Below are 25036 nucleotides of genomic sequence, written 5' to 3'. Positions count from 1 at the left end.
GACATGTCCGACGAACTCGTCACCGCCATCGAACAGGCGTGGGAAAACCGCGCCGAAGTCAACGCCGCCAGCAGCGATGTGCGCGGGCCGGTGGACGAAGCCCTGGCGATGCTGGATGCAGGCGAGGCGCGCGTGGCGCAGCCCGATGGCAACGGCGGCTGGCAGGTGAACCAGTGGCTGAAGAAGGCCGTGCTGCTGTCCTTCCGCCTGTATGACAATCGCGTGATCGAAAACGGCTGCGCCGGTGCCGCCGCCTATGACAAGGTGCCCAGCAAATTTGCCGGATGGGGCAAGGATCGCTTTGCGGAGGCAGGTTTTCGCGCCGTGCCCGGCGCCATCGTGCGGCGCGGCAGCTATATTGCGCCGGGCACCGTGCTGATGCCCAGCTTCGTGAATATCGGAGCCTTCGTGGATGAAGGCACCATGGTGGATACCTGGGCCACGGTCGGCTCCTGTGCGCAGATCGGCAAGAATGTGCACATCTCCGGCGGCGCAGGCATCGGCGGCGTGCTGGAGCCTTTGCAGGCAGACCCCGTGATCATCGGCGATGGTGCATTCATCGGCGCCCGATCCGAAGTGGCAGAGGGCGTGCGCGTGGGCGAAGGCGCGGTGCTTTCGATGGGCGTATACCTTGGAGCATCCACCAAGATCGTGAACCGCGAAACCGGCGAAGTGCACCGCGGCGAAGTGCCGCCCTATTCTGTCGTGGTGCCTGGCGCGCTGCCGGGCAAGCCGCTGGCCGACGGCACGCCCGGCCCGAGCCTGTATTGCGCCGTGATCGTAAAGACGGTGGACGCGCAAACCCGCTCCAAAACCGGGATCAACGAACTTTTGCGAGACTGATCGGGAGCCCGGATATGCGGCACCTGCTTTGGTCTGTAACACCCGCTGCGGCGGAACTTTAGCATTGTCAGACCGTAACTTGGTTTCAGGGTCTGACTGGAGGAAGAGATAATCCTATGAGCAAGATTAAAGACGGCGAAGTCCATATCGATGAAGAAGATGCATCGGGTGGTTCAAAAGAAGGCGTTGTACGCTGGGTCCTGCTGATCAGCCTGCTTGCAGCAATCCTCATCCTGTCGATCATCTGGATCGTGGGCGCCATGGGTGAAAGCGAAGTCGAGCAATCGAACACCGTCACTTATGAAGAGCAAGTACAATAGCGCGGAAGAAATAGCGGTTTTCGGGATCATGGTCGCAGGCTGATGCGTTTAATAGCGGAAAATTAGGAGACCGAGATCATGAGCAATTCCAACAGTTTCCAAACCGGCCAGTATGTGAAATGGGACTGGGGCAACGGCACCGCCTGTGGCCAGATCGAAGACCGTTTCGAACGCGAGGTGACCCGCACGCTGAAGGGCAGCGAGGTTACGAAGAAGGGTGATAGCGACAACCCCGCCTACCTGATCAAGCAGGAAGACGGAGACAAGGTTCTCAAACGCGGCTCAGAGATTGAGGCGCAGGACTGATGAAAGCGAAATCCAAGGCCCAGCAGAAAGCAGCAGGTGCGGCTCTCTCCGCCAAGCGTGGTGAAACCAAGGTGGGCGATCTGCAGGGCGCGTCGAAACAGATGTACGAAAGCATGTCGGAAGACGAGCTGGATGACATGGCCTCCACCGATCGCGAAGACTTGCCGGAAAAAGCGGACGGCGACGATTGATGGACGCCGACGAGAATCAGGAAACCTATTCCGATTTCATGGACTGCGTGAACATGCAGCCGCAGGAACTGGAAGACTGGCTAGATACCGAGAAATCGAAATCGGTTGGCGATAGCGACGGCGGCGAAAGCACCGGCCACAGGTCTGGCAGGCGCATCGTCACGATAAAGCGCACGAAGAAGGATGACCTGACCAATGATCAGTATGATCATATGAAAAAGGTCATCGGTTACATCCATCGCCATCTCGCGCAGCGCCCCGACGGTGACATCGAAGACAGCGACTGGCGATATTCACTGAAGAACTGGGGCCATGATCCGGTGAAGAGTGACTGATACGGCGCGACTGGATCGGTTCGTTCGCGCCCAGGCTGGCAAATATGATGCCGTGCTGGCCGAACTGCGCGCTGGCAATAAGCAAACCCACTGGATGTGGTTCATTTTCCCTCAGATCTTGGGCCTCGGCCTGAGTGCGAATGCCCGCACTTACGCCATTCGCGGGCGGGAAGAGGCCAAGGCCTATCTCGATCACGAGTTGCTAGGCCCGCGCCTTCTGGAATGTACGCGCGCCATGCTGGATCACGCCGGTTCAGCCACTCCGCTCACTATTCTTGGCCCTATCGATTCCCTGAAATTTCGCAGCTCCATGACATTGTTCGAGGCAGTTGCCGATGATCCGACGCCCTTCGCCAGCGCGCTCGACAACTTGTGCGATGGTGGCCGGGACAAGGCGACGCTGGAAAAGCTCGACTAGACAAAGTTGAGCCTTCCGGGGCAAGGCGCAGTGCATGACCAATGCACGCGACCTTATCGAGAAACTGAAACTGGAGCAGCATCCCGAAGGTGGGTGGTATAGAGAAACCTGGCGCGCCGATGCGCCCGATGGTGAACGCGGCAGCGCTACCGCTATCCTGTTCCTGCTGGAACAGGGGCAAAGCTCCCACTGGCATAGCGTCGATGCGACCGAGATCTGGCTGTGGCATAGCGGAAATCCGCTGCAGCTTTCCCTTTCCGATCCTACTGGCACTGCGCTGGCCGAAATCCGCCTTGGCCCGGATGTGGCGGGCGGCGATATCGTGCAGCAGGTGATCCGCCCCGGTGAATGGCAGGCCGCGCAGCCCCTTACGGGGGAGCATGATTATACGCTGGTATCCTGCATCGTATCGCCGGCTTTCGAATTTTCCGGCTTCACCCTCGCGCCGGAGGGATGGCAGCCGGGCGAATAGGGCGGAACGCTCTGGCAAATCAATCGCTTGATAGCTGACCCGTCAGCGCAAGGAGCGAACGAATGGCCAAGTCCCTTAAAGAAGTATCCGACATGATGCAGCAGATCGATTTCTGCATGCTGGTAAGCCGCGCAAAGGACGGCTCCCTCGCGGGTCGCCCGATGAGCAATAACCACCAGGTCGAATACGAAGGCACCAGCTACTATTTCACCAGCGACGATACCCGCATGACGGACGATATCGGCAGGGATGCCTCCATCGGCCTCACCTACCGCACGCCCACCGGCCCCGATGGCCGCCCCGGCACATTCATCCACGTGGAAGCAGAAGCAAAGCTGATCCGCGACAAGGAGGTGTTCAAGGAGCACTGGGTGGAAGACCTTGAGCGTTGGTTCAAACAAGGCGTGGACACCACCGGCCTGGTGCTGATCGAAGCATCTGCCAAGCGCATCCATTACTGGGCAGGCGAGGATGAGGGCGAAGTGAAGCTGCCCGATTGATAGGGTGACACCGCAAGCGGCAATCAGGCACTGGCTGGCTAAGCGCGGGGCCGGCAAGACAATCTGCCCCAGCGAAGCCGCGCGCCTGTTGGCCTCCCATGAAAACAAGACTGATGGCGAGGAATGGCGCGGCCACATGGCCGATGTGCATGCGGCGGCGCAGGCCTTGGCTGATGCGGGCGAGGTCCGGCTCAGCTGGAAGGGGCAAAGCCGATTGACAGCGCAGGGCCCCTATCGCATCGCCATCGCGTGATCCGCACCATCCTCACCTATCTGCTGGCAATCTTCTATGCCTATGCCGGATATCGACACATCGTCGGGCCGGAACCCTTCCTGTCTATCACGCCCGGCTGGGTGCCTGCGCCCGAAGCGGTGATCCTGCTGACGGGTATTGCAGAGATTGCAGGCGCCATCGCCCTTGCCCAGCCATGGTCTTGCAAGTTGCGACAGGCGGGCGGCGTCGGTCTGGCGCTTTACGCCCTCTGCGTCTGGCCAGCTAACATCAATCACATGATGATGGACATGGCTTCGGCCGATGGCGGCTTTGGCATGGGCTACCACGTGCCGCGCATGATCGCGCAGCCTATCATCATCTGGCTGGCGCTGTGGTGCGGGCGCGTGACAGACTGGCCCTTCCGCAAGCACGGCTGACGCCAGCCGGGCTCAGTCTTCCTTGCCCGCCACGCCGTAATTGATCTGCGCATTCCGGGTTTTCTGGAACTCCGGCACAGTCATGCCCTTCATCGCGGCATAGATATCGATATTGCCGATGCCCGTCACCGCGCCCAGCTTTTCCAGCATGAAGAAGATCACGCCGTAATGGATCATGCCGATCCAGTCGCGATCCCGCACAAGGCGCTTTTCGTCATCCGTCAGCCCGGCTTCCTCCATCGCCGCTTCCTCGTCCGTGCGGAACTTGCCGCGCGCGGTGGGATCGGTGAGCGAATGCAGGAAGTGATTGAGGCGGAACCCTCTCACCGACCGTTCTATGGTGAAGGGATAGGTGCCCGCCATCTCCTCTGTACCTTCGTAATCATGATCGGCGCGTTCGCGGGTCTTCGCCGGGTCCTCCACCGGCTGCGTGCCAGCCTTCTCTTCCAGTATCATCGTGGCGATGGGGCACATGCTGGGCAGGAAATAGGTCTTGTGCGTGCACTCCACCTCCGCTGCCAGTGCGCCGCGCATCATCAGCCACATTACGACCTCTGCACCTTCCCAGCCGCCCAGTTTCGCCAGATCGGCAATGGTCATGTCCAGCAGGCTTTCGGGGTCCTTCTCCAGCCGATCCATGAACTCGGCATCCCATTCCGGGTTGTTAAAGCCACATGCTTCGCCGTGCACCTGGTGCGAGAGGCCGCCCGTGCCCGCAATGGCCACCTTGATATCTTCGGGATAGGACAGGATTGCCTGGCGCAGGCTCTTGCCGAATTTGTAAAACCGCCGCGCACTGGGCAGCGGCACGGTCAACACGCCGCACACCACGGGCAGCAATTTGCAGGCCCAGCCGTCCTCGTCGTAATCCACCATCACGGACAGGGGAGAGAAGGCGCCGTGGTCCAGCCCCTTGCCCTGAAAATAGGACAGGTCGAATTCATTGGCCACCATCACGCGGGCCACGTGTTCGGCGAACTTGGGATCGCCCTTGATCGCCGGGATATCGCGCGGGCCGCCACCCTCGTCCGCCGCCTTGAATTCCTCGCCCACACCCAGCGCAAAATGGCTGTAATGGTCGAAGAAGGACGTCATGTGATCATTGTAGATATACACCAGCACATCGGGCTTCTTTTCCTGAAACCACTGCTGAACAGGCTCATACCCTTCGAAGATGGGTTTCCACACGGGATCGTCGAATTTCTTCGCGTCCTTTGCAAAAGCGATGGTGGGAGTGTGCGATGTGGCAACGCCGCCGACGATCTGGGCCATGTCCGAAACAACCTTTCCTGAAAGGCAGGCCATCAACAGCAGCCCGCTCTTAATTGCCCGGCACAATGCCATGGGTGCGCGCTTTGCAGCAAGTCAATTCACCGGAAATGCGAAAGCTTCGGATATGCGAAGCAGGCGACAGGGTGGCTGCTCCGTTTGGCGCGCATAAAAAACGGGCGGGAAGCTTGCACCTCCCGCCCGTTCAATTGTCTTTATGACAGTGGCGTCAATCAGCTCATGTGCTTGGAGACGGCACCGGTCATCTTGAACATGGAAATCTGTTCCTTGCCGATGACAGCGCCCAGCTTGTCATCAGGGTTGATCATGCGCTTGTCCTTGGAATCCTGCAGATCGTTGGCCTTGATGTGGTCCCAAACCTTCTTGGTCACCTCAGCGCGGGTCATCGGACCCTTGCCGACTACCGCCTCCAGTTCCGAAGACAGGGTAACAGGCTTGTTCAGCGCATTGTTCTTGGCAGCCATTTCCTTGGTATCCTTTCAGTCAAAAATTTGCCGACCGGGTCTAGCACCCTTCATTCGGCTTCGTCTTCATCATCCCAGTCGTAATCCCCGCCTTCTTCGCGGGCATAAGTTCCGGTAAGAATTGCTACGGCAGTCACGTGGCCTTTCATCGCTTCGATCAGGTCATCCCTGCTTGCACCCGGCATCAGCACCAGCGGCAAGTCCAGGGCAAACAACTGAAACACATAATCATGCGCTTCGTGCCCGGTTGGCGGATCGGGCAGCAACCATTCCGAATTGCCGAAGGAGTTCTTGCCCACGCGCTGCGGTGTTTCGCCTTCCAGCAGCTTGCCCTTCTGGCCCGGCAGACCCCACACCAGCCAGTGACAGAAAGGCTCCGGCGCGGGCGCATCGGGATCTTCCACGACAAGCACGATTTCCTGCGTGCCGGCGGGCGGCGCAGTCCATTCCAGCGGCGGCGCGACGGCGTCTTCCTCGTCTGCGGTGAAGCACGGGTCCAGCTTGCCGCCGTTTTCAAACGCGGCGGATGTCAGCGTGAAGCCGGACTTGCCGATCATCCCCTCCTCACCCAGTTTCGCGACGGCGAGCTTGCCGTGACCCGCGCGAACGTTGCGGAGGGCCTTGCCGAGCCAGGCGGGGACGTGTTCGAGCATTGTGTGTTCCTTGTTGCGTGCGGCGCATCATGCATGCCGATCACTCACGAGGCCGCGATGTGCAGAATGCATGCCCGCTTTTCAAGGGGTTCATTTCCCCATCGAACTTGACGCCACCTCGCCATTCATCAACGGTACTGGTTGCAATCGTTACCAGCAGGCGAGATTTGCCGGTTCTGCGGCAGGTGCTGAGCACGGGGCAGCTTGCTATCGGGTGATGCCCCGGTTAGCTTTTGAAGATCAGGACACATCAGCGCCAATTGGTTCAAATTCGGGGACAATTTCATGCACACGTCGAAGATTGCACTCTCCCTAGCTTGCCTTTCAATGGCGGTATCCTGCGGTGGCGGCGGCTCTTCCACGCCCACGCCCTCCCCGGTGGCGACGACGCCTGCCCCTACCCCCACGCCCAGCAGCGCAACCTGTTCGCTGGAAAACCGGCAGCAATTCGCGTTTGACGTGCTGGACGAATGGTATCTTTTCCCCAGCCTGCTCGACAGATCGGTGAATGCGAGCAATTACAACAATGTGCAGGATTACATCGATGCGCTGGTGGCCCCGGCACGGGCGCAGAACAAGGATCGCTTCTTCAGCTACATCACCTCTATCGAGGAGGAGAATGCCTTCTTTAACGAAGGCTCCAGCGCAGGTTTCGGTTTCCGCCTGGGCTATGACCTGACGAACCGGCGGGTTGTCGTGCTGGAAACCTTTGACGACACCCCGGCCCTTGGCGCGAATATTGAGCGCGGATCGGAAATCCTGGGCATCGGCACCACCGGCAACAATATTGTGACCGTGAACAGCCTGCTCGCCAATGATGGGGTGGACGGCGTGATAGAGGCGCTGGGCCCGTCCGATCCCGGCGTAACGCGCGTGCTGCGCATCAGGGATGCCAGCGGCGTGGAGCGTGAGGTGAGCATTACCAAGGCAGACTTCGAGCTCGACCCCGTGCCCCGCTATGGATCTCAGATCATCAACGATAACGGCAAGCAGGTGGGCTATATCCGGCTGACGAATTTCATCAATCCGGCCATCGAAGATCTGCGCCGGGCCTTTGCCGATTTCCGCGCCGCTGGCGTCACCGAACTGGTGATCGATCTGCGCTACAATGGCGGGGGCGGCATCAATGTGAACGAATATTTTGGCGATCTGCTGGGCCGCGATCTGGACGGTGAAGTTTTTGAAACGATTGCTTTTCGTGACAGCAAATCGTCCAATAATGAAACCTATCGCTTCAATGCGCGGCCAGAATCCATTGCGCCGACGCGCATCGCCTTCATCACCACCCGCGGCTCAGCCTCCGCCAGTGAGGCGTTGATCAACGGCATGCAGCCCTATCTCGGCAATAATCTGGCGATCGTGGGTGAGAACACCTTCGGCAAACCCGTGGGCCAATCGGCATTCGACCTTTCGGCGTGCGATGATCGCCTGCGGATCGTGACGCTGAAGCTGGAAAATGCGAACGGCCAGGGCGAATATTTCAACGGGCTGGCTGACACGGTGCCCAACACCTGCCGCGCCGATGACGATTTCACGCGTAATTTCGGTGACCCGCAGGAGGAAATGCTGGCCACCGCGCTGGATTTCCTGGCGGGGCGCAGTTGTACGCCAATCGCCGGCGGCCCGGCCACCACGCAATCGGTCAATTCTCGCAAGCTGCTGAAGCCCGACAGGCCTACCAGCGTGATCGAGCGTGAGGCGCCCGGCGTTTATTGATGCCAGGACTTATCGGGGCGCCGCCTGGGGCTCCCCGATATCGTCCCCCTCAAGCCATGCGCATCCCTCGCGCAGGTCGCGGCCGATTTGCAGGGTCGCGACGTAGGGATAGCTGCGGTCGCTCATCCCGTCGGAGCATTGCGCGGGCGTGATCGCAAGATCGAGGTCGCGCCCATCAAGCATGCCGTTGAACGCCAGCCCGCCACGCCCCGCAAAGCGCGCTACCGGCACCCGCAGCCCATCCATGTTCTCCGGCGTGCGGTAGAGCATTGTCTTGCCCTCTATACGCGCATTCCAGAACGGTTCCGTCCCGGTAAGGTTGATCACCTCCCCCTCCGCAATCCCGGAATATGCGCTTTCATCAGAGGTATCGCCCGGCACATTGCCAACCCCGCCCTGCCCGCAGGACGCCAGCAGCAATGCCATGATCGGCGCGAGTTGTTTTGACGGCATTGCTCGTGTCACTTTCGTTTATGCATCTGTGTGTCAGCCCGGCACCATGCGGCATGCTCAGGAACATCCGGCCCGGCCAAGGCGTTGATAGGTCAAACAAGTTTAAAGCCGGAGTTCCAAAATGAAAGTCTCACCCTGGATTATAGGCGCCGCCGCGCTTGTTCCCATAGCTGGGGGTGTCATCGGCTCTCAAATGAGCACGGACCCGATTGGCGTTAACGGCGGATTGTCGACCATTTTGCCGCACAGCCCGGTGATCGCCCGCACCAACACCTCTGCACAAACGCAGCCGCGCCTTCCCGATCACTATGCCATGGAAACGCCCGAAGGGGTGGTTGAGGTGCACGAACTGGCCCTTAGAGGCCGGTTGAAGGACCGATACGGCGCAGACGTGAACTATGATTACTCCTACGAAGATGACATTGCGAGCATGGAAGCAAAGTGGGACGAAACAAAGCTTGATGCCCGTGCCGAACGCGCATTGGCGCAGGAAAGCCCCGCCTCGGCATCCGCACCCACCCAGCAAGCGGCGGCCCTGACAACGGTGCCGCATTATTCTGCGACGCAGCAGGCGCGGACCGGTGAGAATGTCGCCAACGGCGCTGTAGAAATCGCTGACGGTGTGATCGAGATCGAAAGCCCGAAGGCGACGATTGGCAACGCCAAGATGATCAATGTCGCAGGCGAGCTCGCCGCGCTCAATTAAACCAGCAGGCCTTTAAGCGGCCAGCGCCAGCAGGATTGTCGCGCCGCCAAGGCCAAGCGATAGTGGTATGCGCAAAGCCATCCACCACACCGGCCTGACCGTCACCAGCCGCGCATCTATTAGCAGGCTGAGCGCTATGGCCGCCCCCAGTATGTATAGCGATGGCCCGGGCCAATCTTGGCCGAACACCCACGGCAGAAATGTCACCAGCGCCAGCAGGCTGGGTGCGACGGATGCGACCCACAGCCAGTTGGGTGCCCTGCGTCCCCTGTCAGGCGCTGCTGCTGCCAGCCCCCACCGCAATCCACCCAGAAAACTCAGGATCAGCGCGGCATAGCCCCAACCGATTGCCAGCGCGCTCCAGCGCCATTCGGGTGGGCCAAGCCATGCAGCAGCAACACATGCCAGTTGCGGCAAGAGGCTGCGTAACCAAGGAAACGGGCTGCGGGAGGAGTGGGCTTCATGGTCGGCCAGCCTTACACAACTGCACCGCTCCACGAAAGCATAGCAAAAGGGCGAGCCCGCGAAGGCCCGCCCTTTGTTCGTTGTACAGATTTGAACCTGTTACGGCATCAGCACGGTGTCGATGACGTGGATCACACCGTTCGAAGCATCGACATCGGTCGAAGCCACGGTGGCGGTGTTGCCCTGCGCATCCTGCAGCACGACATTACCGTCCTGCATCATCGCGGTCAGCGTGCCACCATTCACGGTCTCGATGGTGTAGCCTTCTTCGCCCGCAGCTGCGATGGCTGCCATCAGATCGGCTGCCATCACTTCACCCGATACAACGTGGTAGTTGAGGATATTGCCCAGCTGTTCGGTGTCTTCGGTGGTTAGCGTTTCCAGCGTGCCATCGGGAAGCGCATCGAATGCGGCATTCGTTGGGGCAAACACGGTGAACGGGCCATCACCCGAAAGAGTCTCGCCCAGATCTGCAGCTGTTACAGCGCTGACCAGGGTCGAGAAATCGGGATTGCCCTGCGCAACTTCCACGATGGTGCCGGGCATGGAAGCCTCGGTATTGGCCATTTCATCGGCCATCATCGTATCGTCATTCATCGTCGTATCTTCGGCAGGCTCGCCACAGGCGGCAAGCGCAAGTGCAGCGGCAGATGCGGTGAGGATATGGAGGGTCTTCATAATTGAATTCCTTGCAAAGTTTTGAAGCGGGTGAGGGTCCGAGTTTCGGCCTCTGTTTACCCGTCGTTCAACATTGCAATGGCTCGATCGCCTGCTTGTTCCAATTATGGCAGAAACATGGCCGAAAGCACGTAGTGGCTGGTCATTATGTGCTTATTCAACGTTGTGAGGCACCTGTTCCAGCGCAGCTTCGGCCTCGGCTTCCGCCTCTTGCCGTTCCTTGCGCACCTGAACTGCCTTGGCCCGGTCGCTTTCAACCTTTTGCGCCTGGTGGGCGAGGCCGCGCCAGGTTTTTTCCGATCTCAGCGCGCGATCACGCACATTGTCGAGCGTGGCCTTGGACGCTTCCGCTGCAGCTTCATCGGCGCGTGCGTTGTAAAATGCATAAGTCTGGGCGATTTGGTCTCTCCCATTTAACGACCGGATAGGATTGGCCCCTCCCGCCGCATGATGCACGCAGCGGGAGGATGCCGATTGGAACGCTTAGTCAGCGGCCGACAGGTTCACGGCGCTTTCCTTGCCGTTACGACCCATTTCAACGTCGTAGTTCAGACGCTGTTCTTTATCGAGAGACTGCATGCCAGCTGCCTGAACGGCAGTGATGTGCACGAAGCTGTCGTTGGAGCCATCGTCAGGCTGGATGAAGCCATAGCCCTTGTCGGTGTTGAAGAATTTGACTGTGCCGGTCTTCGACATGATTGAGTTCCTTTCAAGAACGTACTTATTGCCCCCGGACGAGAGTGCCCGAGGGTCGTGCGTCAAATCGTCCGATGAAAGGAAAACGTCGTCTGGTTTACGCCGGGGCCTGCATTGAAAGGCAGTCGGCGGTAGGCAAATTTCGAAGTCCGTCGCAAATTTCGACGTCAGCAGCAGCGCATGTAGCACGGGCTTTGCCGAACACCTAACGATTGCTGCTTTCACCGATGCCTGCCATGGCCGCCCAAAGGAGATTGCCGCAATGGCCAGCGATGACGAAGATTATGTCTATGACGAGGAAAGTGGCGAATGGATGCCTGCCTCGCAGCTTGCAGAAAAGCAGGCGGCAGCCGATGCCGTGGAAGTTCGCGATGCTGTAGGCAACCGGCTGAGCGATGGCGATCAGGTCACGCTGATCAAGGATCTGGAAGTAAAGGGCGCGGGTAAGACGCTGAAGCAGGGCACCCTGATCAAATCGATCCGCCTGACCGGCGATGCGCAGGAAATCGACTGCAAATATCCCGGTATCAAGGGCCTGGTCCTGAGAGCCGAGTTCGTGAAAAAACGCTAGTCCTGCGTCACGTCGCCCATAACCCGGCCCAGCACGCGCACCGGGCAGCGATTGATGTCTCCGCGAAAGCTTGAGGGAACCAGCAGCGTCTCCCAATCGCCCGTGCACACACTGCCAGTGCCGCGCACATCCAGCGCCACGCGCAGATTGGCATCCAGTTCCGGGCACGGGCCGGTGGTTTCCAGCAGCCAGCTTTCGTTCGGGCCGGCATCTATCAGAATGCGCTCATGCCGGCTCGATCCTGCAGGAGCGTTGGAATAGCCCTGGATCTCCCGCGTGGAGAAGCAGGCCCGCTGCGTGTCCAGCGCGGCCAGCACCGGATCATATTCGTCAACTTCGGCGCGATCCGCCTGTGCGCAGGCCGAAAGGCCCAGCGCTGCGGCAATGCCCACCATGGCGGAAAACTCGCGACCCATTACCACTCTCCTTTTTCACCCCAACCGCCAAGCCTTGTTGGCGGTTCCTATTCGCCCAATGCGTTCCGGCATTCTGCCGCAATCCCCACACATCCTGCACCAGGGCGCTGGACATGGTTAACGCGCGGGCGCAATCTTTGAACTGCCCAAGCAATGCAACGGACCGGTTGCCACCCATCGACCGGTCCTCGAGCCCGCCGGACAGCGGGTTACGCCAGGCATGGCGGTAGATCGCACCAGCACCTATGCGGAGTTGGTGCGATCCTCGTTTCGGGCGACCCGATCTGCAACCCCTTCACGCGCTACCTGCATCTCCTGCACCGCCTGCAATCCTGCGATGTTCATCCACGCTGCGACGCATCTCGCGCGCCTGCAGGTGCAGGGCCTTGTTGCTGAGGCGGATTTCCCGGCTTTGCTGGAAGAAACCCAGCACCAGCCACAGGAATGCCAGCGGGCTGGATACGCCGCCCAGGAAATCGCCCAGCTCGTTCAGCCGCAGATCGGCAGGGTTCTGCCCTTGCAGCACGAGGTAGATCGCCACCCCCGCTACGTATATCGCAGACAGCGCCAACCCGATAATCGGCAGTCGGCGCCTTTCGCGGCGATCATCGAGTATCTCGTCAGTATCGGTCATGCTGCGCGCCCCTTACTATCTAAGGGCTGAGCGTAGCGCAGGCGGCGTGCTGTGCAAGGCGGCGGCCTGAACACTCCGTGTCGAGTGTAGGCAAGTCGCCCGCTGCCATTCCGGCCAAGGCGATTAAGCGCGCTTTGTCTTCGCAACGGGCGTATGCTGACTATCGGGGCATGCCGCCCTTATTGGAACACACCATGGCCAAGGGCCAACAGAAGAAGAGTCGCGAACACCGCAAGCCGAAGGCGGACAAGGGGCCGAAGCAGAATGCCAGCCAGCCCAGCCTGAAACCCGGCGGGATCAAGGGGCTGGAGAATATGAAGAACGGCTGAGGCCGCTGACCCTGAATGGCGGGGCCGGAAGTGCAAGGCAGATCGCCAACCCATCCGGCCCCTCCCGGTAATTACCTCGAAAGGCGGCGACGGTTGGCGCTGACGGGCTTCTGGTAATGCGCGATGGCGCGGCCCGTGGCGGATTCTGCCGACTGGTTCAGCCCGCCTGCCATGATCGCGGGCAGCAGGGTCATCCCGGCAGACACCTTCTCGGATATCATCCGCTGCGCCTCCCGCTCGGCCAGCTTGCCGCCCTGCATCATGCGGATGGAGCGCAGCCAGATCACCGCACCCATCTGCGCGCTGAGCATCCAGCCTTCGAATGCGATTTCGGGCCAGGACTTCGTGGTGGACTTGGACATGATACTATACTCCGCCAGCATGATGCTGCACTGCAACAATAGCGGACCAGCGCAAAAGTGCCAGCAAATGCGACCAAGCGAGTTTGCGCGCGTCTTTTCCCAGCCTGCCCCAACGGCCTGAGAGAGGACTGGCGACAGGCGCGCGGGGCCGCTACCCCCGCACGCATGCCTGAAACCGTGCCAGAAACCGTGCCTGCAACCGCGCCCCAACCCGTTACCATCCTCGTCGATGCCGATGCCTGCCCGGTGAAGGAAGAGGTGTACCGCGTGGCAGAGCGCTTCGGCGCCCATGTCCGCATCGTCAGCAACGCCCCCTTCCGCGTGCCCGTCAGCGATCGGGTGAAGCGCGTGGTGGTGTCCGACGGGTTTGACGCCGCCGACGACTGGATCGCGGACAACGCAAGCCCACGCACCGTAGTGATCACGGCGGACATCCTGCTGGCCGAACGCTGCCTGAAAGCGGGCGCGAGTGTGCTGGCCCACAATGGCAAGCCGTTCGACGCTGCCAGCATCGGCAGCGCCATCGCCACGCGGGCCCTGATGGCAGACCTGCGCAGCGGCATGGACGGCATCACCGGCGGCCCGCCGCCGTTCAGCAAGGCAGACCGCTCCCGCTTCCTGCAAGCGCTGGACCGCGTGCTGACGCGCCAATGTGGAACACCTGGAACACAGTCCTGAGGGGAAAAACCCCGTTGTGTGACCTTGCGGCGCAAAACCGTAACCCCGCCCGCCAAAGGCGTGACCATCGGGGCTGAATCTGTCACCCCGCGCCCCCGAAACTGTCACCCGCACCGCCCGCCGTATCGCGCGCGAGCAGGGGATGCACGGCGCGGCGCGCGGCAAGTGCCTCCGCCCGCCGATCCGCCGCCTCCCGCATGGCCCAATCCCACATCTGCGCAAACTTCGGCGCGCGAGACCGCAGCCGATACGCCGCCTGCCGGCTCATCCCCACCTCCCGCGCCGCCTTCGCCACCTTGCCATGTTGGGCGAGCGCCTTGAGAAAGATCGCGGCCTTGGGGCCGGTCCAGCGGGTGGTGTCCGTGTCGGTCGGTGTGGCGGTGCTCATGCGCGGGAGCGGAGCATGATGGTGGGGGTGTAGGGAAGCGGGAAAGTCGAAATGGCGATTTCGCGGATTATCAAAGGATTAGAGTCACTTACATTTGTTGACTAACCGCCTGTTTCTGATAGTTTTCTAAGGTCACTAGCACCAAGGGGAGGCATCGATGAAACCTGTCGAATATGTCTTCCGTATCGATGTTTTCACGCCTGATAACTTACCAATGGGCCGATTGGCTGAGTATTTGGCTGCACTAGCCAAACTTATCGGTCATCGCGACAACACCCACTTCGTCAAGATTGAGAAGGGCAGCGCGAAGCTGGTGCACATGGTTGAACCAGTTGATGCACCAAAGGTTGAGAAGCGCCTTGGCCGGGTTCGGTCCGGCGAGGCGCCAAAAGAGGCGATGCAAGCACGCGCTGAACTTGATGACCTCTTAGCAAACGATAATGCGGTTGGAACGCTTTCGGAGGTGGGGACTGGTCGTGTTGTAATTCCATTTGAAGGACGGAATCGCCCCAAGCCCCTGACTTTCCCTGCTTTTCGGGAAGATGCAACAATCCAAGGCCAGGTTGTGCGTGTTGGAGGCACTGACAGCACTGCGCATGCAATAATCCAAGATGGTGACACTTCTCACACCAATCTGAGCATGTCTCGAGACACGGCGAAGCGTTTGGCCCAGTTACTCTACGGTCCAATTGTACGGCTTCACGGGAATGGTCGATTTGAGCGCTTACGAGACGGCGAATGGAAAATGCTCGACTTCAAGGTGGAGCGTTTCGAAGTGCTTGATGATGCCACGATCGGCGAGAGCATTGCGGCGCTGAGAAGCGTCCAAAACAATGGGCTAATGTCCAGCAACGCGTACTTGGAAGCACGTAGCCTTGCTGAGGACGACGAGGAGGCCGAAAATTGATTGTCACTCTCGACAATTCTGCCTTCACTTTGCTGATCAATCCTGATGCAGGGCCGCCAATTGATCCAAACACCGGCATCGAGCTAACGCATACAAAAGAACGTGTGCAGGGCCTACTCGACGATCTCGGCGCAAAAGATAGGCTCATCATTCCTGCTCCGGTGTTAGCCGAGACTCTCGTCATCGCAGAGAATGCTGCGCCCGAGGTGACCGAGAAACTACAGACTATGGCACGCATCCTCATAGCTTCGTTCGACCAGCGCGCGGCTATTGAGCTTGCTATGATGCATCGCGAAGCACTCCAAGCAACCAGTTCAAAGAAAGGAACATCCACCGAGCCGTGGCAAAAGGTAAAATTTGATCGGCAAATTATAGCCATTGCGCGAGTGCATAGATCGGATGCGATCTATAGCGATGACAAGGCGCTATGTGATTTTGCTAATTCCGTAGGTATGTCTGCGCAAAGCACTTGGGACCTTCCCGTCCCTGAAAAAACACCCGACCTCTTTGCCCAAGACTAATCGAAATATCGATAGTCGCTCAGGCGCTTTCTGGCTCTCGCCATTTCTTCCTCAGTGAATAGGCTATGCCATTTGGCATTGTCCCAAACTACGGCTTCGACAGTCAAATCCAGCCGACCGAGTTCCCAAAGCGCCGTATAGCCCTCGGACTCCTTTGGGGCGCTTATCAACCGTCTGGCTGTCTCAAGACCTCCATAGTCATTCAACATCCTGAAGAACACAGTCGCATGATAGCCAGCTTCTGATTTGGCTCTCAGATAGGCTTCCATCAGCGCCGCAGTGAACTGCTTCTCAAGCAGGCTTTCGCTCATGTCCGTGTTACCCCCTCATCTCCGCGTCGCAGCGTTGATCTCCACCAGCGGCGTCGGCTCATACAGCTCGGCCACTCTCACCGCCGTCCACGCGAAAAGGACGCGCTGATGTTCGATTGTTGATCTTCCGATCTAGCCAATTTGTCATCTCGGATGGCCCCGTTGCAGGGGCTTTCCCTCAATCATGCTCCCGATCACCAGCGCCGATATACAGCTCGCGACCGGTTTCGTTATACACCCGGCTCATCTCCTCCATACCCCTCAGCGCGGCCTGGCGGCTGGCTTCGGCGGTGTCGGCGCCGGACTTGGTGGACTCAAGGAAGCTGTCGGGGTCTGAATTCTGCTTCGAGGCGAAGTCGCGCACTTCCTGGCTGATCTTCATCGAGCAGAACTTCGGCCCGCACATGGAGCAGAAGTGGGCGGTTTTTGCGCCTTCTGCGGGCAGGGTCTGGTCGTGGTATTGTTCGGCGGTGTCGGGGTCCAGCGACAGGTTGAACTGGTCGCGCCAGCGGAATTCGAAGCGGGCTTTTGACAGGGCATCGTCACGCACCTTGGCGGCCGGGTGGCCTTTTGCCAGGTCCGCCGCGTGGGCGGCCAGCTTGTAGGTGACGACGCCCACTTTCACATCGTCCCGATCCGGCAGTCCAAGGTGTTCCTTGGGCGTGACGTAGCAGAGCATCGCCGTGCCGTACCAGCCGATCTGCGCTGCGCCGATGCCGCTGGTGATATGGTCATACCCCGGCGCGATATCGGTGACGAGCGGCCCAAGCGTGTAGAAGGGCGCTTCGCCGCACACTTCCAGCTGCTTCTCCATGTTCTCCTTGATCTTGTGCATGGGCACGTGGCCCGGCCCTTCGATCATTACCTGCACGTCTTCCTTCCACGCGCGGTGGGTGAGTTCGCCCAGCGTATACAGCTCGGCAAACTGCGCCTCGTCATTGGCGTCCGCGATGCTGCCGGGGCGCAGGCCGTCACCCAGCGAATAGGCGACGTCGTAGGCCTTCATGATCTCGGTGATCTCGTCAAAGCGTTCGTAAAGGAAGCTTTCCTTGTGATGCGCCAGGCACCATTTCGCCATGATGGAGCCGCCGCGCGACACGATGCCGGTCACGCGCTTGGCGGCCATCGGCACATAGGGCAGGCGCACGCCGGCGTGGATGGTGAAATAGTCGACGCCCTGCTCCGCCTGCTCGATCAGCGTGTCGCGGAAGACTTCCCACGTCAGGTCCTCTGCCACGCCGCCGACCTTTTCCAGCGCCTGGTAGATGGGCACGGTGCCGATGGGCACGGGGCTGTTGCGGATGATCCATTCGCGGGTGTCGTGGATGTTGCGGCCCGTGGACAGGTCCATCACCGTATCCGCGCCCCAGCGGATGGACCAGACCATCTTGTCCACCTCGTTCGCCACGTCGGATGCAACGGCGGAGTTGCCGATATTGGCGTTGATCTTCACCAGGAAGTTGCGCCCGATGGCCATGGGCTCGGCCTCCGGGTGGTTGACGTTGGATGGGATGATGGCGCGGCCACGGGCGACCTCGTCCCGCACGAATTCGGGCGTTACGTAGTCGGGGATCTCGGCGCCCCAGCTCTCGCCGCCGTCACGGTCGACGTTCTTCAGCGCGGCACGGCCCAGGTTCTCGCGCTCTGCCACATATTCCATTTCCGGCGTGATGATGCCGCGGCGGGCGTAGTGCATTTGGCTGAGGTTCTTGCCGGGCTTCGCGCGGTACACTGTCTTGGAGACATTGGGGAAAGCGGGCACGCCGCCGCTGCGATCGGGGCCGAGTTGGCCGTTATCTTCGGGCTTTACCTCGCGCGCCGCATACTCCTCGATATCGCCGCGATCCAGCTGCCACTGGCGGCGCAGCTGCGCCAGGCCGGTGGCAATGTCGATCTTAACATTCGGATCGGTGTAGGGGCCGGAGGTGTCATAGACGCGGATCGGCGGTTCGCCGCTGGAGGGTTCCAGATCGATCTCGCGCATGGCCACCTTGATCTCAGGGTTGCCGTTCGCCTCGACATGCACCTTGCGGCTGCCGCGAATGGGGCCGGTGGTGACGCCGATTTCGAATTGGGAATTGATGTCGGCCATAACGAAGTCTCTCCTCAAGAGCGGGAAAAGGACTTCGGGCAAAAGTGCCGGCCCTTCCCTCCGCCCGTGCTAACGGGTTCAGGTTCAACGGGTCGGACGGCGCTTACCCGTCCCTCTCAGCGCAAAGCTGCGCTCCCCGGGGATGTGCGCGGGTCTATAGGCTTTTGCAGCCGAGGTCCAGAAATGCCGGATACCAAGCGTTAGGATTGTGCCCCTAGAAGCCTGATGCACATCGAGTCTGGACGGGGTCGCTCTTAATGTCTTTCAAATTCAGCCCTCTCCTCGTAGTCCCGCTCGCGCTCAGCGGGTGCAACAGCCTGCCCGAGCCGGGCTACGACCCGCCCGATGAGAAGGAAGCTATCACCGCCTTCAAGGCCGCAAACACCCTCGACGCGGAAATCCTGACAGGGCTCGAGATCGGCGAGCTTACCGACCTGCCGATTGCAATCGAGCTGGTGGCGCCCGAATGGTCGGCAGGGTGGGACACAATGCAGCGGAGCGGCTCGATCGCCGCGCTGCGCAATTCCAACAAGGCCTATGACCGCGTGCTCCCGTCGAACTGCGAATGGGGCTGGGTCGATCCTGAGGAAGTGCGCCGGGTGTCGGAGCCGCGGGTTGCGGGCGATCCCTTCCCTGCTTGGCGCTGCGATGTCGAGGTGTTCCTGACCCAGCAGCACAACATCAAGGCAAAGGGAACCGCGCGCGGCTATTTCTATCAGACCCAAGGCGCCTGGATGTATGTCGGGCACAGCACCGAAAACATCGTGCGCGATCACGACCGGATGGCTCAAGCCGCCGCGTTGCGCAGCCAGAGCCGACGCGCGGACGCAAACGAAAGCGATTGGGGAAACTGACGCCTGCCGGGTCTGCCCGCTACTTCACCCCGCCCGAGGCCTGCCATTCGGCGATGGCTTCGATCGGAAACAGCAGCATGATCACGTTCAAGGTCAGATTGTCGCGCACCACGTAGGCCGCGACCAACTCTCCGATCAATGCAAGCGCAATCGTCCACTTCACCGGCAGGCGCAATGCCAGCCAGAAGCCGAACGCCATCCAGCCGATATCGGCGGCAGAATTGAGCACGCTGTCTCCCGAATAGCCGACATTGGCGGTCGCCTCGCGGAAGCGGTTGATGACGAAGGGGGTGTTCTCGACCACCTCCCATGCGGCCTCGAGAAACACCGCAAGCGCCAATCCCCAGCGCGCGGCATTCTTGCCGCCAATCCCGCGCTTCACGAACAGCCACCAGCCGAGCGCGTAGAACAGCATGCCGTGGATGATGTGGCTAGGCGTGTACCAGTCCGCGATATGCTGGCTGTTGCCGCTATCGTTGATCTGCCCGTGCCACAATTTCACATACCCGCATTCGCAAATGGGCGGCCGACCCATCGCCAGCAGGATGACGATGGCCAGCACCGCAATAACTGCCGAGACGATGAGGGCAAGGCGGTTGGGAGCAAGTCGGGCCATTGCGCCGGGACGCTAATCAAATCGGCCCGCGTGGCAAGTGGCGAGTCAGCTTAGGGCAAGGGGAAGGTCTTGAGAAAGCCACCAAAGCCCGTAGGCAAAGCAATAACAATCCCTTCCGACCTTTCGACGAGGCCGCTTCATGACAGAATTTCCCACGCCCACCGCCCAGCACGAAAAAGGCAAGCGCAATGCCTTCACCCGGTTCCTGGACGGAGTGGAATGGCTGGGCAATCTGCTGCCGCACCCGGTCACGCTATTTGCCCTGCTGGCGCTGGGCATCGTGCTGTTGTCCGGCCTGATGGGATGGATGGGCGTGGCGGTGCAAGACCCGCGCCCGGCCGGATCGCCCAATGTGGCAGAGGATGGCATGATCCGCGCCGTCAGCCTTGTGAATGGCGATGGGGTGCGGCGCATTTTCACCGGGCTGGTGGACAATTTCACCAGTTTTGCCCCGCTTGGCGTGGTGCTGGTGGCGATGCTGGGCGTGGGTGTGGCGGAGAAATCGGGGCTGCTATCCGCCGCCGTGCGCTCCATGGTGCTGGGCGCGCCGCCAAAGCTGGTGACGGTGGCCATCGTGTTTGCCGGCATCATTTCGAACACCGCGAGCGAGGTGGGCTATGTCGTTCTTATCCCGCTGGGCGGCGCGATCTATTACGCGCTGGGCCGCCATCCGCTGGCAGGCATGGCGGCGGCCTTTGCCGGGGTTTCGGGCGGCTACAGCGCCAATCTGCTGATCGGCACGATTGACCCGCTTCTGGCCGGTATCACGCAGGAAGCGGCGCAGCTTATCGACCCGGAATACACCGTGCTGGCGACCGCCAACTGGTATTTCATGTTTGTCTCCACCTTCCTTGTTGCAGGGATCGGCTCTCTCGTTTCGATCTATATCGTGGAGCCAAAGCTGGGGCCGTATGACGCCAGCAAAGCCGATCCCGACGTGCTGGACGAAGGCATGATGCAGCCGCTGACCGATACGGAACGCAAGGGCCTTCGCTGGGCAGGCGTGGCCTTGGTGGGCGTGCTGGCCCTGATGGCGCTGACGCTGGTTCCCGAATGGGGCGTGCTGCGGAACGCCGAAACGGGCGACCGGATGGATTCGCCCTTCTTCGATGGCTTCGTGGTGTGGATCCTCATCTTCTTCATCGCCATCGGCTATGCCTATGGCCGCGCCACGGGTTCGATGAAGACGGACCGCGACGTGATCGATGCGATGTCCGCCGCGCTGTCCGCGCTTGGCCTCTATATCGTGCTCGTGTTCTTCGCCGCGCAGTTCGTGGCGTTCTTCGGCTGGACCAATCTTGGCGCGATCACCGCCGTTACGGGCGCCAATTTCCTGGTGGAAAGCGGGATGACGGGGCCGGTGGTGTTCTTCGCCTTCATCGCCATCTGCGCCGTCATCAACCTGTCGCTGGGCTCTGCATCGGCGCAATGGGCGGTGACGGCCCCCATCTTCGTACCCATGCTGATGCTGATCGGCTATTCGCCCGAAGTCATCCAGGCGGCTTACCGCATCGGGGATTCCACCACCAATATCATCACCCCGATGATGAGCTATTTCGGGCTGATCCTGGCTTGGGCCACGCGTTATCAGAAGGATCTGGGCGTCGGCACTCTGATCGCGATGATGCTGCCCTACACCATCTTCTTCATCACGGCGTGGAGCGTGTTTTTCTACCTGTGGACCTTCGTGTTCGGCCTGCCGGTGGGACCGGGCTCGCCCACGCTTTATAACCCTTAGCAGGCTGGCGTCGGCACGCGGGCGAGACAATCGGTTGCAGTGATGGTAATATCCATCCCAACGGGGGAAGAAGGAGAGAACCATGCGCTTTTCTGCAACGCGTTTGACGGTCGCCCTCGCGGCCCTTGCCTTGCCCGCCGCCGCATTTGCCCATCACGGCTGGGGCTGGACACAGGACGAGGAAAGCCGCCTCGACGGAAAGATCGTGACGATCAGTTTCGGCAATCCGCATATGCACCTGCAACTGGAGCGGGAGCGCAGCGGCTTTGGTGGTAGCGAGATCTGGGAAGTCGACCTGTCGCCGCCCATCGTGGCCAGCCGATCCGGCTTTGCTGCAGAACATGCCGGGCCGGGCGACATGGTTATCCTGACCGGCCACCGTGCCCGCGACGAAGATACGCTTGGCTTCAAGGCAGAGACGATCACGGTGAGGGGCCGCACCTTCAACGTCTATCCGCAGCGCGAGAAATCGCTCCAGCCAGAATAGACGCAAGGCCCCTCCCATTCCCTGATGCAGCGGGCTAGGGAGCGCGGGCCATGACCATGCTCTACCGTCTGGATGCCGATGCCGCGGCACTTGGTCGCGCGTTCGGCGTGGATACGGGCGGCGATCCGTGGGCGGGTGGCCATGTCGCTCCGCAAGGCTTTGCGCCCATCATCACCGCGGGGCGCGAATTCATCGCCGGGCCGGGCAAACCCAGCCAGCCGTGGCGCATGGTGCCGCGCTTGTGGGGCGTGCCGCCTCCGCCATCCGCACATGACGCCGCGCGTGCCGTGTTGAGCGTGCGCAATCTCGATAGTCCGTTCTGGATCGGAAATTTGCGCAATCCCGAATTTCGCTGTCTGGTACCTGCCACCGCCTTCATGGAATGGGGCCGCATCGGACCCGATGGCAAGCGCCGCCAGCACTGGTTCGCCTGTGCAGACCAGCCGGTGTTCGCGTTTGCTGGCGTGTGGAAGGATAGCGAAGTGCCGGGCATGGCGCTCGTCACCTGTGCGCCCAACGCCGTGCTGAAACAGGCTGGCCGCGATGCCATGCCGGCCATCCTGCCGCCTGACAGGGGCGCATGGGCCACTTGGCTGCACGGCGGTTGGGACAAGGCTGCCAAGCTGCTCCAGCCCTATTCCTCCTCCCTGATGCAGGAGGCGTTACGTTGATCTAAAACCGCAGCATCCCGCGCGCCAGTTATGCCGAGGCCGATGGGTTTCACGGGCACTATCAGCGCCTTAATGTGTTCACCTTTGTAGCGACCATTCCTTCACCGGTTCAGTCGCCACATTTCCGGGTCGCGAGAATTCCCGGACAAAAGCCGGCATTTGCGCCGAGAATTTCAGCCGCTATATGCGGTTGCTATTGTAACTATAAAACGGGACGCTCCATAGATATGACCAGCCTACGCTTTGCTTTGCTTGCATCCGTTCTGACCCTTCCCGCCACCCCCGCCCTCGCCCGTGACATGACGGCAGAGGATGTGGCCCGCATCGAATACACCGGCACCGTCGCCGTTTCGCAGGATGGTAGCCATGTCGCCTATACCCGCGTGCACTATCCCGATGTCACGAAGGGGGAGAAGAACGGCTCTGCCAAGCAGCAGCTGTTCCTGGCCGATGGCGCGATGGATGTGCGCGCCTATCTGCCCGAGGATATGAGCGTATCCTCCATCGGCTTCACCCCCGATGGATCGATGGCCACCTTCCTGTGGACGGACGAGGATGACGATCGCGCCGTGTGGGGCATACCCATCAATGGCGGGTCCTACCGCAAGCTGGCGGGCGTAACCGATGCCTCCGTGCGCGACTATGCCTTCTCTCCCGATGGCAGCCGGGTCTACATGCTCACCTCTGCCGCGCCCGATGATGATCGGGAGGCTGAGGCCGACGATGGCTTCGATTCCATCGTTTACGAGGAAGAGTTCAAGTTCAACCGCATGTTCGTAGCCGATGTGACGGGCAGCATGGCCGGCGGTGACGTGGATGCAGAGCCGGCCGAGATCGAGGTGCCCGGATATGTGAGCGGCATCGAGATCGCGCCCGATGGGCAAACCGTTGCAGTAATGTCCGCGCCCAGCCCGCTGGTTGACGATTCGCTGACGTCACAGCGGGTGAACCTGCTGAACCTGGCCAATGGCGAACTGGTAACAGTGGCCACGCCGGGCAAGATCGGCGATGCGGAGTTCTCTCCCGATGGCAGGCAGCTTTCGCTGATCGCCGGCGTGGACGAGAACGATCCCGCCGCCACCACGCTGCACCTGGTAGACGTGAGCACAGGCGAATATCGCGCGTTGAACGAAGGCGCTGCCGAAGCTGCTGTGGATGCAGAGTGGATGGCTGACGGGCGCCTCGCCGCCGTGATCCACGTGGGCGCGCAAAGCCTGCTGCGCTTCTATTCCGACACCGGCGATGTGCAGCGTGAGTTCAATCCGGGGGATCTGATCCTCACCAGCCTGGAACAGGGCGGCAATCGTCTGGTGGTGGAGGCCAATTCGCCGCAGCACCCCAATGAACTGTTCTCGTTCAACCGCGGCGAATTCACCCGCTGGACCAACCACAATCCCTGGCTGTCCGAGATCGATTTCGGCGAACAGCGCACCGTCACCTATCAGGCGCGTGACGGGCAGCAGGTTGAAGGCATCCTGATCCTGCCGGTGGACGGTGTGCCCGCAGGAGGCGCGCCCACCATTTTCGATGTGCACGGCGGGCCGGAAGCGCATGAGAGCAATGGCTGGAACACCAATTACAGCGGTCCGGGCCAAGTTGCCGCCGGGCAAGGCTATGCCGTATTCCTGCCCAACTATCGCGGCTCCACCGCCTATGGCACCGCGTTTTCAAAGCAGCATTCGGGCAATTACACCGATCCTGAATTCACCGATCTGGTGGATGCGAAGAACTTCTTGGTGGAAACGGGCGTGGCCGATCCTGACCGGGTGGGCATGACCGGCGGATCATACGGCGGATATGCCACGGCATGGTCATCCACCTTCAATTCGCAGGAATTTGCCGCGGGAGTGATGTTCGTGGGCATTTCCAACCAAATCAGCAAGGTGGGCACGGGCGACATTCCGAACGAGATGTACCTCGTCCACGCGCGCCAGTGGCCGTGGGAGGATTGGCAGCACTTCCTTGAAGTCAGCCCCATCTACTACACCGACCGCGCCGAAACACCGCTGCTGATCATGGGCGGCACCGCCGATACCCGCGTCGATCCGGGGCAGAGCCTGGAGCTGTATCGCTATATCAAGCTGCGCCAGCCAGACACACCGCTGCGTCTGGTGCAATATCCGGGCGAAGGCCACGGCAATTCTTCCGCCGCGTCCCGCTATGATTACAACCTGCGGATGATGCGCTGGTTCGACACCTATCTGAAAACCGGGGATCGCAGCGCGCCGCTGCCGCCTAGCCGCCCGGACCTGATGATCGACGACGAATAGGATCATCCGCCATCAACGAAAAAAGAGGAGCAGC

Annotated in this window: 37 protein-coding genes and 1 riboswitch; of the genes, 22 read left to right on the top strand and 15 right to left on the bottom strand. The window is 60.7% G+C overall.

From position 1 onward, the window contains the following. Positions 1-3 precede the first annotated feature (3 nt). The 10 genes from dapD (at position 4) to GRF63_RS14780 (ending at position 4036) form a co-directional block, all read left to right on the top strand. Positions 4-843 carry a 2,3,4,5-tetrahydropyridine-2,6-dicarboxylate N-succinyltransferase gene (dapD, locus tag GRF63_RS14825; protein ID WP_160486788.1) on the top strand — a complete coding sequence of 280 codons (840 nt, stop codon included), beginning with the start codon at positions 4-6 and terminating at the stop codon, positions 841-843. 116 nt (positions 844-959) lie between these two features. Further along, positions 960-1163, top strand: a complete 204-nt coding sequence (locus GRF63_RS14820; RefSeq protein WP_160486787.1) for a hypothetical protein — start codon at positions 960-962, stop codon at positions 1161-1163. A gap of 78 nt (positions 1164-1241) precedes the next feature. Further along, positions 1242-1469 carry a hypervirulence associated TUDOR domain-containing protein gene (locus GRF63_RS14815; RefSeq protein WP_160486786.1) on the top strand — a complete coding sequence of 76 codons (228 nt, stop codon included), beginning with the start codon at positions 1242-1244 and terminating at the stop codon, positions 1467-1469. Further along, positions 1466-1660 carry a DUF3008 family protein gene (locus GRF63_RS14810; RefSeq protein WP_160486930.1) on the top strand — a complete coding sequence of 65 codons (195 nt, stop codon included), beginning with the start codon at positions 1466-1468 and terminating at the stop codon, positions 1658-1660. Before GRF63_RS14815 ends, GRF63_RS14810 begins: the two co-directional genes overlap by 4 nt. Continuing rightward, a complete protein-coding gene (locus tag GRF63_RS14805) occupies positions 1660-1995 on the top strand; it encodes a DUF3140 domain-containing protein (protein WP_160486929.1) in 336 nt (111 codons plus the stop codon). The genes GRF63_RS14810 and GRF63_RS14805 overlap by 1 nt, the downstream gene beginning before the upstream one ends. Next, entirely contained in the window at positions 1988-2413 is a 426-nt protein-coding gene (locus GRF63_RS14800) for a DUF1810 family protein (RefSeq protein WP_160486785.1), read from the top strand. Before GRF63_RS14805 ends, GRF63_RS14800 begins: the two co-directional genes overlap by 8 nt. 34 nt (positions 2414-2447) lie before the next feature. Beyond that, positions 2448-2885 carry a cupin domain-containing protein gene (locus GRF63_RS14795; RefSeq protein ID WP_160486784.1) on the top strand — a complete coding sequence of 146 codons (438 nt, stop codon included), beginning with the start codon at positions 2448-2450 and terminating at the stop codon, positions 2883-2885. A gap of 62 nt (positions 2886-2947) precedes the next feature. Next, complete coding sequence (locus GRF63_RS14790) at positions 2948-3385, top strand: pyridoxamine 5'-phosphate oxidase family protein (protein WP_160486783.1); 438 nt, start codon at positions 2948-2950, stop codon at positions 3383-3385. A gap of 4 nt (positions 3386-3389) precedes the next feature. Beyond that, positions 3390-3638, top strand: coding sequence for a DUF3253 domain-containing protein (locus GRF63_RS14785; RefSeq protein WP_160486782.1), 249 nt, complete (start codon positions 3390-3392; stop codon positions 3636-3638). Continuing rightward, positions 3635-4036 carry a DoxX family protein gene (locus tag GRF63_RS14780; protein WP_160486781.1) on the top strand — a complete coding sequence of 134 codons (402 nt, stop codon included), beginning with the start codon at positions 3635-3637 and terminating at the stop codon, positions 4034-4036. The genes GRF63_RS14785 and GRF63_RS14780 overlap by 4 nt, the downstream gene beginning before the upstream one ends. Positions 4037-4048: 12 nt before the next feature. On the opposite strand, the gene GRF63_RS14775 is transcribed toward GRF63_RS14780, so the two are convergent. The 3 genes from GRF63_RS14775 to GRF63_RS14765 form a co-directional block, all read right to left on the bottom strand. Then, positions 4049-5308, bottom strand: a complete 1260-nt coding sequence (locus GRF63_RS14775; protein WP_160486780.1) for a gallate dioxygenase — start codon at positions 5306-5308, stop codon at positions 4049-4051. A gap of 230 nt (positions 5309-5538) precedes the next feature. Beyond that, positions 5539-5790 (bottom strand): SWIB/MDM2 domain-containing protein, encoded by a 252-nt coding sequence (locus GRF63_RS14770; protein WP_160486779.1) that lies wholly within the window; start codon positions 5788-5790, stop codon positions 5539-5541. Positions 5791-5840: 50 nt separating this feature from the next. Next, positions 5841-6443 (bottom strand): YbhB/YbcL family Raf kinase inhibitor-like protein, encoded by a 603-nt coding sequence (locus GRF63_RS14765; protein ID WP_160486778.1) that lies wholly within the window; start codon positions 6441-6443, stop codon positions 5841-5843. A 327-nt stretch (positions 6444-6770) separates the two neighbouring features. Here GRF63_RS14765 and GRF63_RS14760 point away from each other — a divergent pair, with 327 nt between their 5' ends. After that, positions 6771-8159, top strand: coding sequence for a S41 family peptidase (locus tag GRF63_RS14760; protein WP_237392515.1), 1389 nt, complete (start codon positions 6771-6773; stop codon positions 8157-8159). A 9-nt stretch (positions 8160-8168) separates the two neighbouring features. Here the strand turns inward: GRF63_RS14760 and GRF63_RS14755 are convergent, their stop codons facing one another. Next, on the bottom strand, positions 8169-8585 hold the full coding sequence (locus GRF63_RS14755) for a COG3650 family protein (protein WP_237392514.1): 417 nt from the start codon (positions 8583-8585) through the stop codon (positions 8169-8171). Between the two features lie 220 nt (positions 8586-8805). Between GRF63_RS14755 and GRF63_RS14750 the strand changes: the two genes are divergently transcribed. Further along, on the top strand, positions 8806-9318 hold the full coding sequence (locus GRF63_RS14750; protein WP_160486775.1) for a hypothetical protein: 513 nt from the start codon (positions 8806-8808) through the stop codon (positions 9316-9318). Positions 9319-9330: 12 nt separating this feature from the next. Here GRF63_RS14750 and GRF63_RS14745 read toward each other — a convergent pair whose 3' ends face one another. The 4 genes from GRF63_RS14745 to GRF63_RS14730 form a co-directional block, all read right to left on the bottom strand. Then, positions 9331-9735: a DUF3429 domain-containing protein gene (locus GRF63_RS14745; RefSeq protein WP_237392513.1), complete on the bottom strand. Its 405-nt coding sequence runs from the start codon at positions 9733-9735 to the stop codon at positions 9331-9333. 147 nt (positions 9736-9882) lie between these two features. Continuing rightward, entirely contained in the window at positions 9883-10461 is a 579-nt protein-coding gene (locus GRF63_RS14740; protein ID WP_160486774.1) for a fasciclin domain-containing protein, read from the bottom strand. 153 nt (positions 10462-10614) lie between these two features. Further along, positions 10615-10917, bottom strand: coding sequence for a hypothetical protein (locus GRF63_RS14735; RefSeq protein ID WP_202131757.1), 303 nt, complete (start codon positions 10915-10917; stop codon positions 10615-10617). 27 nt (positions 10918-10944) lie between these two features. Then, on the bottom strand, positions 10945-11157 hold the full coding sequence (locus GRF63_RS14730) for a cold-shock protein (protein WP_160486773.1): 213 nt from the start codon (positions 11155-11157) through the stop codon (positions 10945-10947). 262 nt (positions 11158-11419) lie between these two features. Between GRF63_RS14730 and GRF63_RS14725 the strand changes: the two genes are divergently transcribed. Continuing rightward, entirely contained in the window at positions 11420-11728 is a 309-nt protein-coding gene (locus GRF63_RS14725) for an alkylphosphonate utilization protein (protein WP_160486772.1), read from the top strand. Here the strand turns inward: GRF63_RS14725 and GRF63_RS14720 are convergent. Together GRF63_RS14720 and GRF63_RS14715 are read right to left on the bottom strand one after the other, a co-directional pair. Then, positions 11725-12144, bottom strand: coding sequence for a DUF6491 family protein (locus GRF63_RS14720; protein ID WP_160486771.1), 420 nt, complete (start codon positions 12142-12144; stop codon positions 11725-11727). The two genes, GRF63_RS14725 and GRF63_RS14720, sit on opposite strands and share 4 nt — an antisense overlap. Before the next feature lie 295 nt (positions 12145-12439). Then, entirely contained in the window at positions 12440-12778 is a 339-nt protein-coding gene (locus GRF63_RS14715; protein ID WP_160486770.1) for a hypothetical protein, read from the bottom strand. Positions 12779-12972: 194 nt separating this feature from the next. Between GRF63_RS14715 and GRF63_RS16705 the strand changes: the two genes are divergently transcribed. Beyond that, complete coding sequence (locus tag GRF63_RS16705; RefSeq protein ID WP_272914674.1) at positions 12973-13107, top strand: hypothetical protein; 135 nt, start codon at positions 12973-12975, stop codon at positions 13105-13107. 71 nt (positions 13108-13178) lie between these two features. Here GRF63_RS16705 and GRF63_RS14710 read toward each other — a convergent pair whose 3' ends face one another. Further along, positions 13179-13469 (bottom strand): hypothetical protein, encoded by a 291-nt coding sequence (locus tag GRF63_RS14710; RefSeq protein WP_160486769.1) that lies wholly within the window; start codon positions 13467-13469, stop codon positions 13179-13181. A 165-nt stretch (positions 13470-13634) separates the two neighbouring features. Between GRF63_RS14710 and GRF63_RS14705 the strand changes: the two genes are divergently transcribed. After that, positions 13635-14147: a YaiI/YqxD family protein gene (locus GRF63_RS14705; protein WP_160486768.1), complete on the top strand. Its 513-nt coding sequence runs from the start codon at positions 13635-13637 to the stop codon at positions 14145-14147. An 82-nt stretch (positions 14148-14229) separates the two neighbouring features. On the opposite strand, the gene GRF63_RS14700 is transcribed toward GRF63_RS14705, so the two are convergent. After that, positions 14230-14535, bottom strand: coding sequence for a hypothetical protein (locus tag GRF63_RS14700; RefSeq protein WP_160486767.1), 306 nt, complete (start codon positions 14533-14535; stop codon positions 14230-14232). 157 nt (positions 14536-14692) lie between these two features. Here GRF63_RS14700 and GRF63_RS14695 point away from each other — a divergent pair, with 157 nt between their 5' ends. Beyond that, positions 14693-15442, top strand: coding sequence for a hypothetical protein (locus tag GRF63_RS14695; RefSeq protein ID WP_160486766.1), 750 nt, complete (start codon positions 14693-14695; stop codon positions 15440-15442). After that, on the top strand, positions 15439-15963 hold the full coding sequence (locus tag GRF63_RS14690; protein ID WP_160486765.1) for a PIN domain-containing protein: 525 nt from the start codon (positions 15439-15441) through the stop codon (positions 15961-15963). The genes GRF63_RS14695 and GRF63_RS14690 overlap by 4 nt, the downstream gene beginning before the upstream one ends. Here GRF63_RS14690 and GRF63_RS14685 read toward each other — a convergent pair. Together GRF63_RS14685 and thiC are read right to left on the bottom strand one after the other, a co-directional pair. After that, entirely contained in the window at positions 15960-16274 is a 315-nt protein-coding gene (locus GRF63_RS14685; protein WP_160486764.1) for a hypothetical protein, read from the bottom strand. The genes GRF63_RS14690 and GRF63_RS14685 overlap by 4 nt on opposite strands. A gap of 178 nt (positions 16275-16452) precedes the next feature. Continuing rightward, positions 16453-18366: a phosphomethylpyrimidine synthase ThiC gene (thiC, locus tag GRF63_RS14680; protein WP_160486763.1), complete on the bottom strand. Its 1914-nt coding sequence runs from the start codon at positions 18364-18366 to the stop codon at positions 16453-16455. Positions 18367-18404: 38 nt separating this feature from the next. Further along, positions 18405-18515: riboswitch (TPP riboswitch) on the bottom strand. 108 nt (positions 18516-18623) lie between these two features. On the opposite strand from thiC, the gene GRF63_RS14675 reads away from it, so the two are divergent. Further along, positions 18624-19220 (top strand): hypothetical protein, encoded by a 597-nt coding sequence (locus GRF63_RS14675; RefSeq protein WP_160486762.1) that lies wholly within the window; start codon positions 18624-18626, stop codon positions 19218-19220. A 19-nt stretch (positions 19221-19239) separates the two neighbouring features. On the opposite strand, the gene GRF63_RS14670 is transcribed toward GRF63_RS14675, so the two are convergent. Continuing rightward, entirely contained in the window at positions 19240-19836 is a 597-nt protein-coding gene (locus GRF63_RS14670) for a DUF2585 domain-containing protein (RefSeq protein ID WP_160486761.1), read from the bottom strand. A 139-nt stretch (positions 19837-19975) separates the two neighbouring features. On the opposite strand from GRF63_RS14670, the gene GRF63_RS14665 reads away from it, so the two are divergent. From GRF63_RS14665 to GRF63_RS14650, 4 genes are all read left to right on the top strand, one after another. Beyond that, positions 19976-21574 carry an AbgT family transporter gene (locus GRF63_RS14665; protein ID WP_160486760.1) on the top strand — a complete coding sequence of 533 codons (1599 nt, stop codon included), beginning with the start codon at positions 19976-19978 and terminating at the stop codon, positions 21572-21574. Between the two features lie 82 nt (positions 21575-21656). Continuing rightward, positions 21657-22061: a DUF6152 family protein gene (locus GRF63_RS14660; protein WP_160486759.1), complete on the top strand. Its 405-nt coding sequence runs from the start codon at positions 21657-21659 to the stop codon at positions 22059-22061. A 50-nt stretch (positions 22062-22111) separates the two neighbouring features. Beyond that, positions 22112-22732: an SOS response-associated peptidase family protein gene (locus GRF63_RS14655; protein ID WP_237392512.1), complete on the top strand. Its 621-nt coding sequence runs from the start codon at positions 22112-22114 to the stop codon at positions 22730-22732. 227 nt (positions 22733-22959) lie between these two features. Continuing rightward, positions 22960-25002 carry a S9 family peptidase gene (locus GRF63_RS14650; RefSeq protein WP_160486758.1) on the top strand — a complete coding sequence of 681 codons (2043 nt, stop codon included), beginning with the start codon at positions 22960-22962 and terminating at the stop codon, positions 25000-25002. The last annotated feature ends 34 nt before the right edge of the window (positions 25003-25036 follow it).

Source organism: Aurantiacibacter rhizosphaerae, assembly GCF_009807005.1.
Lineage (GTDB): Bacteria > Pseudomonadota > Alphaproteobacteria > Sphingomonadales > Sphingomonadaceae > Alteraurantiacibacter > Alteraurantiacibacter rhizosphaerae.
The sequence above is the reverse complement of the archived record's forward strand: the minus strand, read 5'-3'. Positions and strand labels throughout refer to the sequence as shown.

What these genes read in the sequence shown, in the direction of transcription:
- dapD (WP_160486788.1), top strand. Translation starts at nt 4, where the DNA reads ATGTCCGACGAACTCGTCACCGCCATCGAACAGGCGTGGGAAAACCGC.
- GRF63_RS14820 (WP_160486787.1), top strand. Translation starts at nt 960, where the DNA reads ATGAGCAAGATTAAAGACGGCGAAGTCCATATCGATGAAGAAGATGCA.
- GRF63_RS14815 (WP_160486786.1), top strand. Translation starts at nt 1,242, where the DNA reads ATGAGCAATTCCAACAGTTTCCAAACCGGCCAGTATGTGAAATGGGAC.
- GRF63_RS14805 (WP_160486929.1), top strand. Translation starts at nt 1,660, where the DNA reads ATGGACGCCGACGAGAATCAGGAAACCTATTCCGATTTCATGGACTGC.
- GRF63_RS14795 (WP_160486784.1), top strand. Translation starts at nt 2,448, where the DNA reads ATGACCAATGCACGCGACCTTATCGAGAAACTGAAACTGGAGCAGCAT.
- GRF63_RS14790 (WP_160486783.1), top strand. Translation starts at nt 2,948, where the DNA reads ATGGCCAAGTCCCTTAAAGAAGTATCCGACATGATGCAGCAGATCGAT.
- GRF63_RS14775 (WP_160486780.1), bottom strand. Translation starts at nt 5,308, where the DNA reads ATGGCCCAGATCGTCGGCGGCGTTGCCACATCGCACACTCCCACCATC.
- GRF63_RS14770 (WP_160486779.1), bottom strand. Translation starts at nt 5,790, where the DNA reads ATGGCTGCCAAGAACAATGCGCTGAACAAGCCTGTTACCCTGTCTTCG.
- GRF63_RS14765 (WP_160486778.1), bottom strand. Translation starts at nt 6,443, where the DNA reads ATGCTCGAACACGTCCCCGCCTGGCTCGGCAAGGCCCTCCGCAACGTT.
- GRF63_RS14760 (WP_237392515.1), top strand. Translation starts at nt 6,771, where the DNA reads ATGGCGGTATCCTGCGGTGGCGGCGGCTCTTCCACGCCCACGCCCTCC.
- GRF63_RS14755 (WP_237392514.1), bottom strand. Translation starts at nt 8,585, where the DNA reads ATGGCATTGCTGCTGGCGTCCTGCGGGCAGGGCGGGGTTGGCAATGTG.
- GRF63_RS14750 (WP_160486775.1), top strand. Translation starts at nt 8,806, where the DNA reads ATGAGCACGGACCCGATTGGCGTTAACGGCGGATTGTCGACCATTTTG.
- GRF63_RS14740 (WP_160486774.1), bottom strand. Translation starts at nt 10,461, where the DNA reads ATGAAGACCCTCCATATCCTCACCGCATCTGCCGCTGCACTTGCGCTT.
- GRF63_RS14730 (WP_160486773.1), bottom strand. Translation starts at nt 11,157, where the DNA reads ATGTCGAAGACCGGCACAGTCAAATTCTTCAACACCGACAAGGGCTAT.
- GRF63_RS14725 (WP_160486772.1), top strand. Translation starts at nt 11,420, where the DNA reads ATGGCCAGCGATGACGAAGATTATGTCTATGACGAGGAAAGTGGCGAA.
- GRF63_RS14720 (WP_160486771.1), bottom strand. Translation starts at nt 12,144, where the DNA reads ATGGGTCGCGAGTTTTCCGCCATGGTGGGCATTGCCGCAGCGCTGGGC.
- GRF63_RS14715 (WP_160486770.1), bottom strand. Translation starts at nt 12,778, where the DNA reads ATGACCGATACTGACGAGATACTCGATGATCGCCGCGAAAGGCGCCGA.
- GRF63_RS16705 (WP_272914674.1), top strand. Translation starts at nt 12,973, where the DNA reads ATGGCCAAGGGCCAACAGAAGAAGAGTCGCGAACACCGCAAGCCGAAG.
- GRF63_RS14710 (WP_160486769.1), bottom strand. Translation starts at nt 13,469, where the DNA reads ATGTCCAAGTCCACCACGAAGTCCTGGCCCGAAATCGCATTCGAAGGC.
- GRF63_RS14705 (WP_160486768.1), top strand. Translation starts at nt 13,635, where the DNA reads ATGCCTGAAACCGTGCCAGAAACCGTGCCTGCAACCGCGCCCCAACCC.
- GRF63_RS14700 (WP_160486767.1), bottom strand. Translation starts at nt 14,535, where the DNA reads ATGAGCACCGCCACACCGACCGACACGGACACCACCCGCTGGACCGGC.
- GRF63_RS14695 (WP_160486766.1), top strand. Translation starts at nt 14,693, where the DNA reads ATGAAACCTGTCGAATATGTCTTCCGTATCGATGTTTTCACGCCTGAT.
- GRF63_RS14685 (WP_160486764.1), bottom strand. Translation starts at nt 16,274, where the DNA reads ATGAGCGAAAGCCTGCTTGAGAAGCAGTTCACTGCGGCGCTGATGGAA.
- thiC (WP_160486763.1), bottom strand. Translation starts at nt 18,366, where the DNA reads ATGGCCGACATCAATTCCCAATTCGAAATCGGCGTCACCACCGGCCCC.
- GRF63_RS14675 (WP_160486762.1), top strand. Translation starts at nt 18,624, where the DNA reads ATGTCTTTCAAATTCAGCCCTCTCCTCGTAGTCCCGCTCGCGCTCAGC.
- GRF63_RS14670 (WP_160486761.1), bottom strand. Translation starts at nt 19,836, where the DNA reads ATGGCCCGACTTGCTCCCAACCGCCTTGCCCTCATCGTCTCGGCAGTT.
- GRF63_RS14665 (WP_160486760.1), top strand. Translation starts at nt 19,976, where the DNA reads ATGACAGAATTTCCCACGCCCACCGCCCAGCACGAAAAAGGCAAGCGC.
- GRF63_RS14660 (WP_160486759.1), top strand. Translation starts at nt 21,657, where the DNA reads ATGCGCTTTTCTGCAACGCGTTTGACGGTCGCCCTCGCGGCCCTTGCC.
- GRF63_RS14655 (WP_237392512.1), top strand. Translation starts at nt 22,112, where the DNA reads ATGACCATGCTCTACCGTCTGGATGCCGATGCCGCGGCACTTGGTCGC.
- GRF63_RS14650 (WP_160486758.1), top strand. Translation starts at nt 22,960, where the DNA reads ATGACCAGCCTACGCTTTGCTTTGCTTGCATCCGTTCTGACCCTTCCC.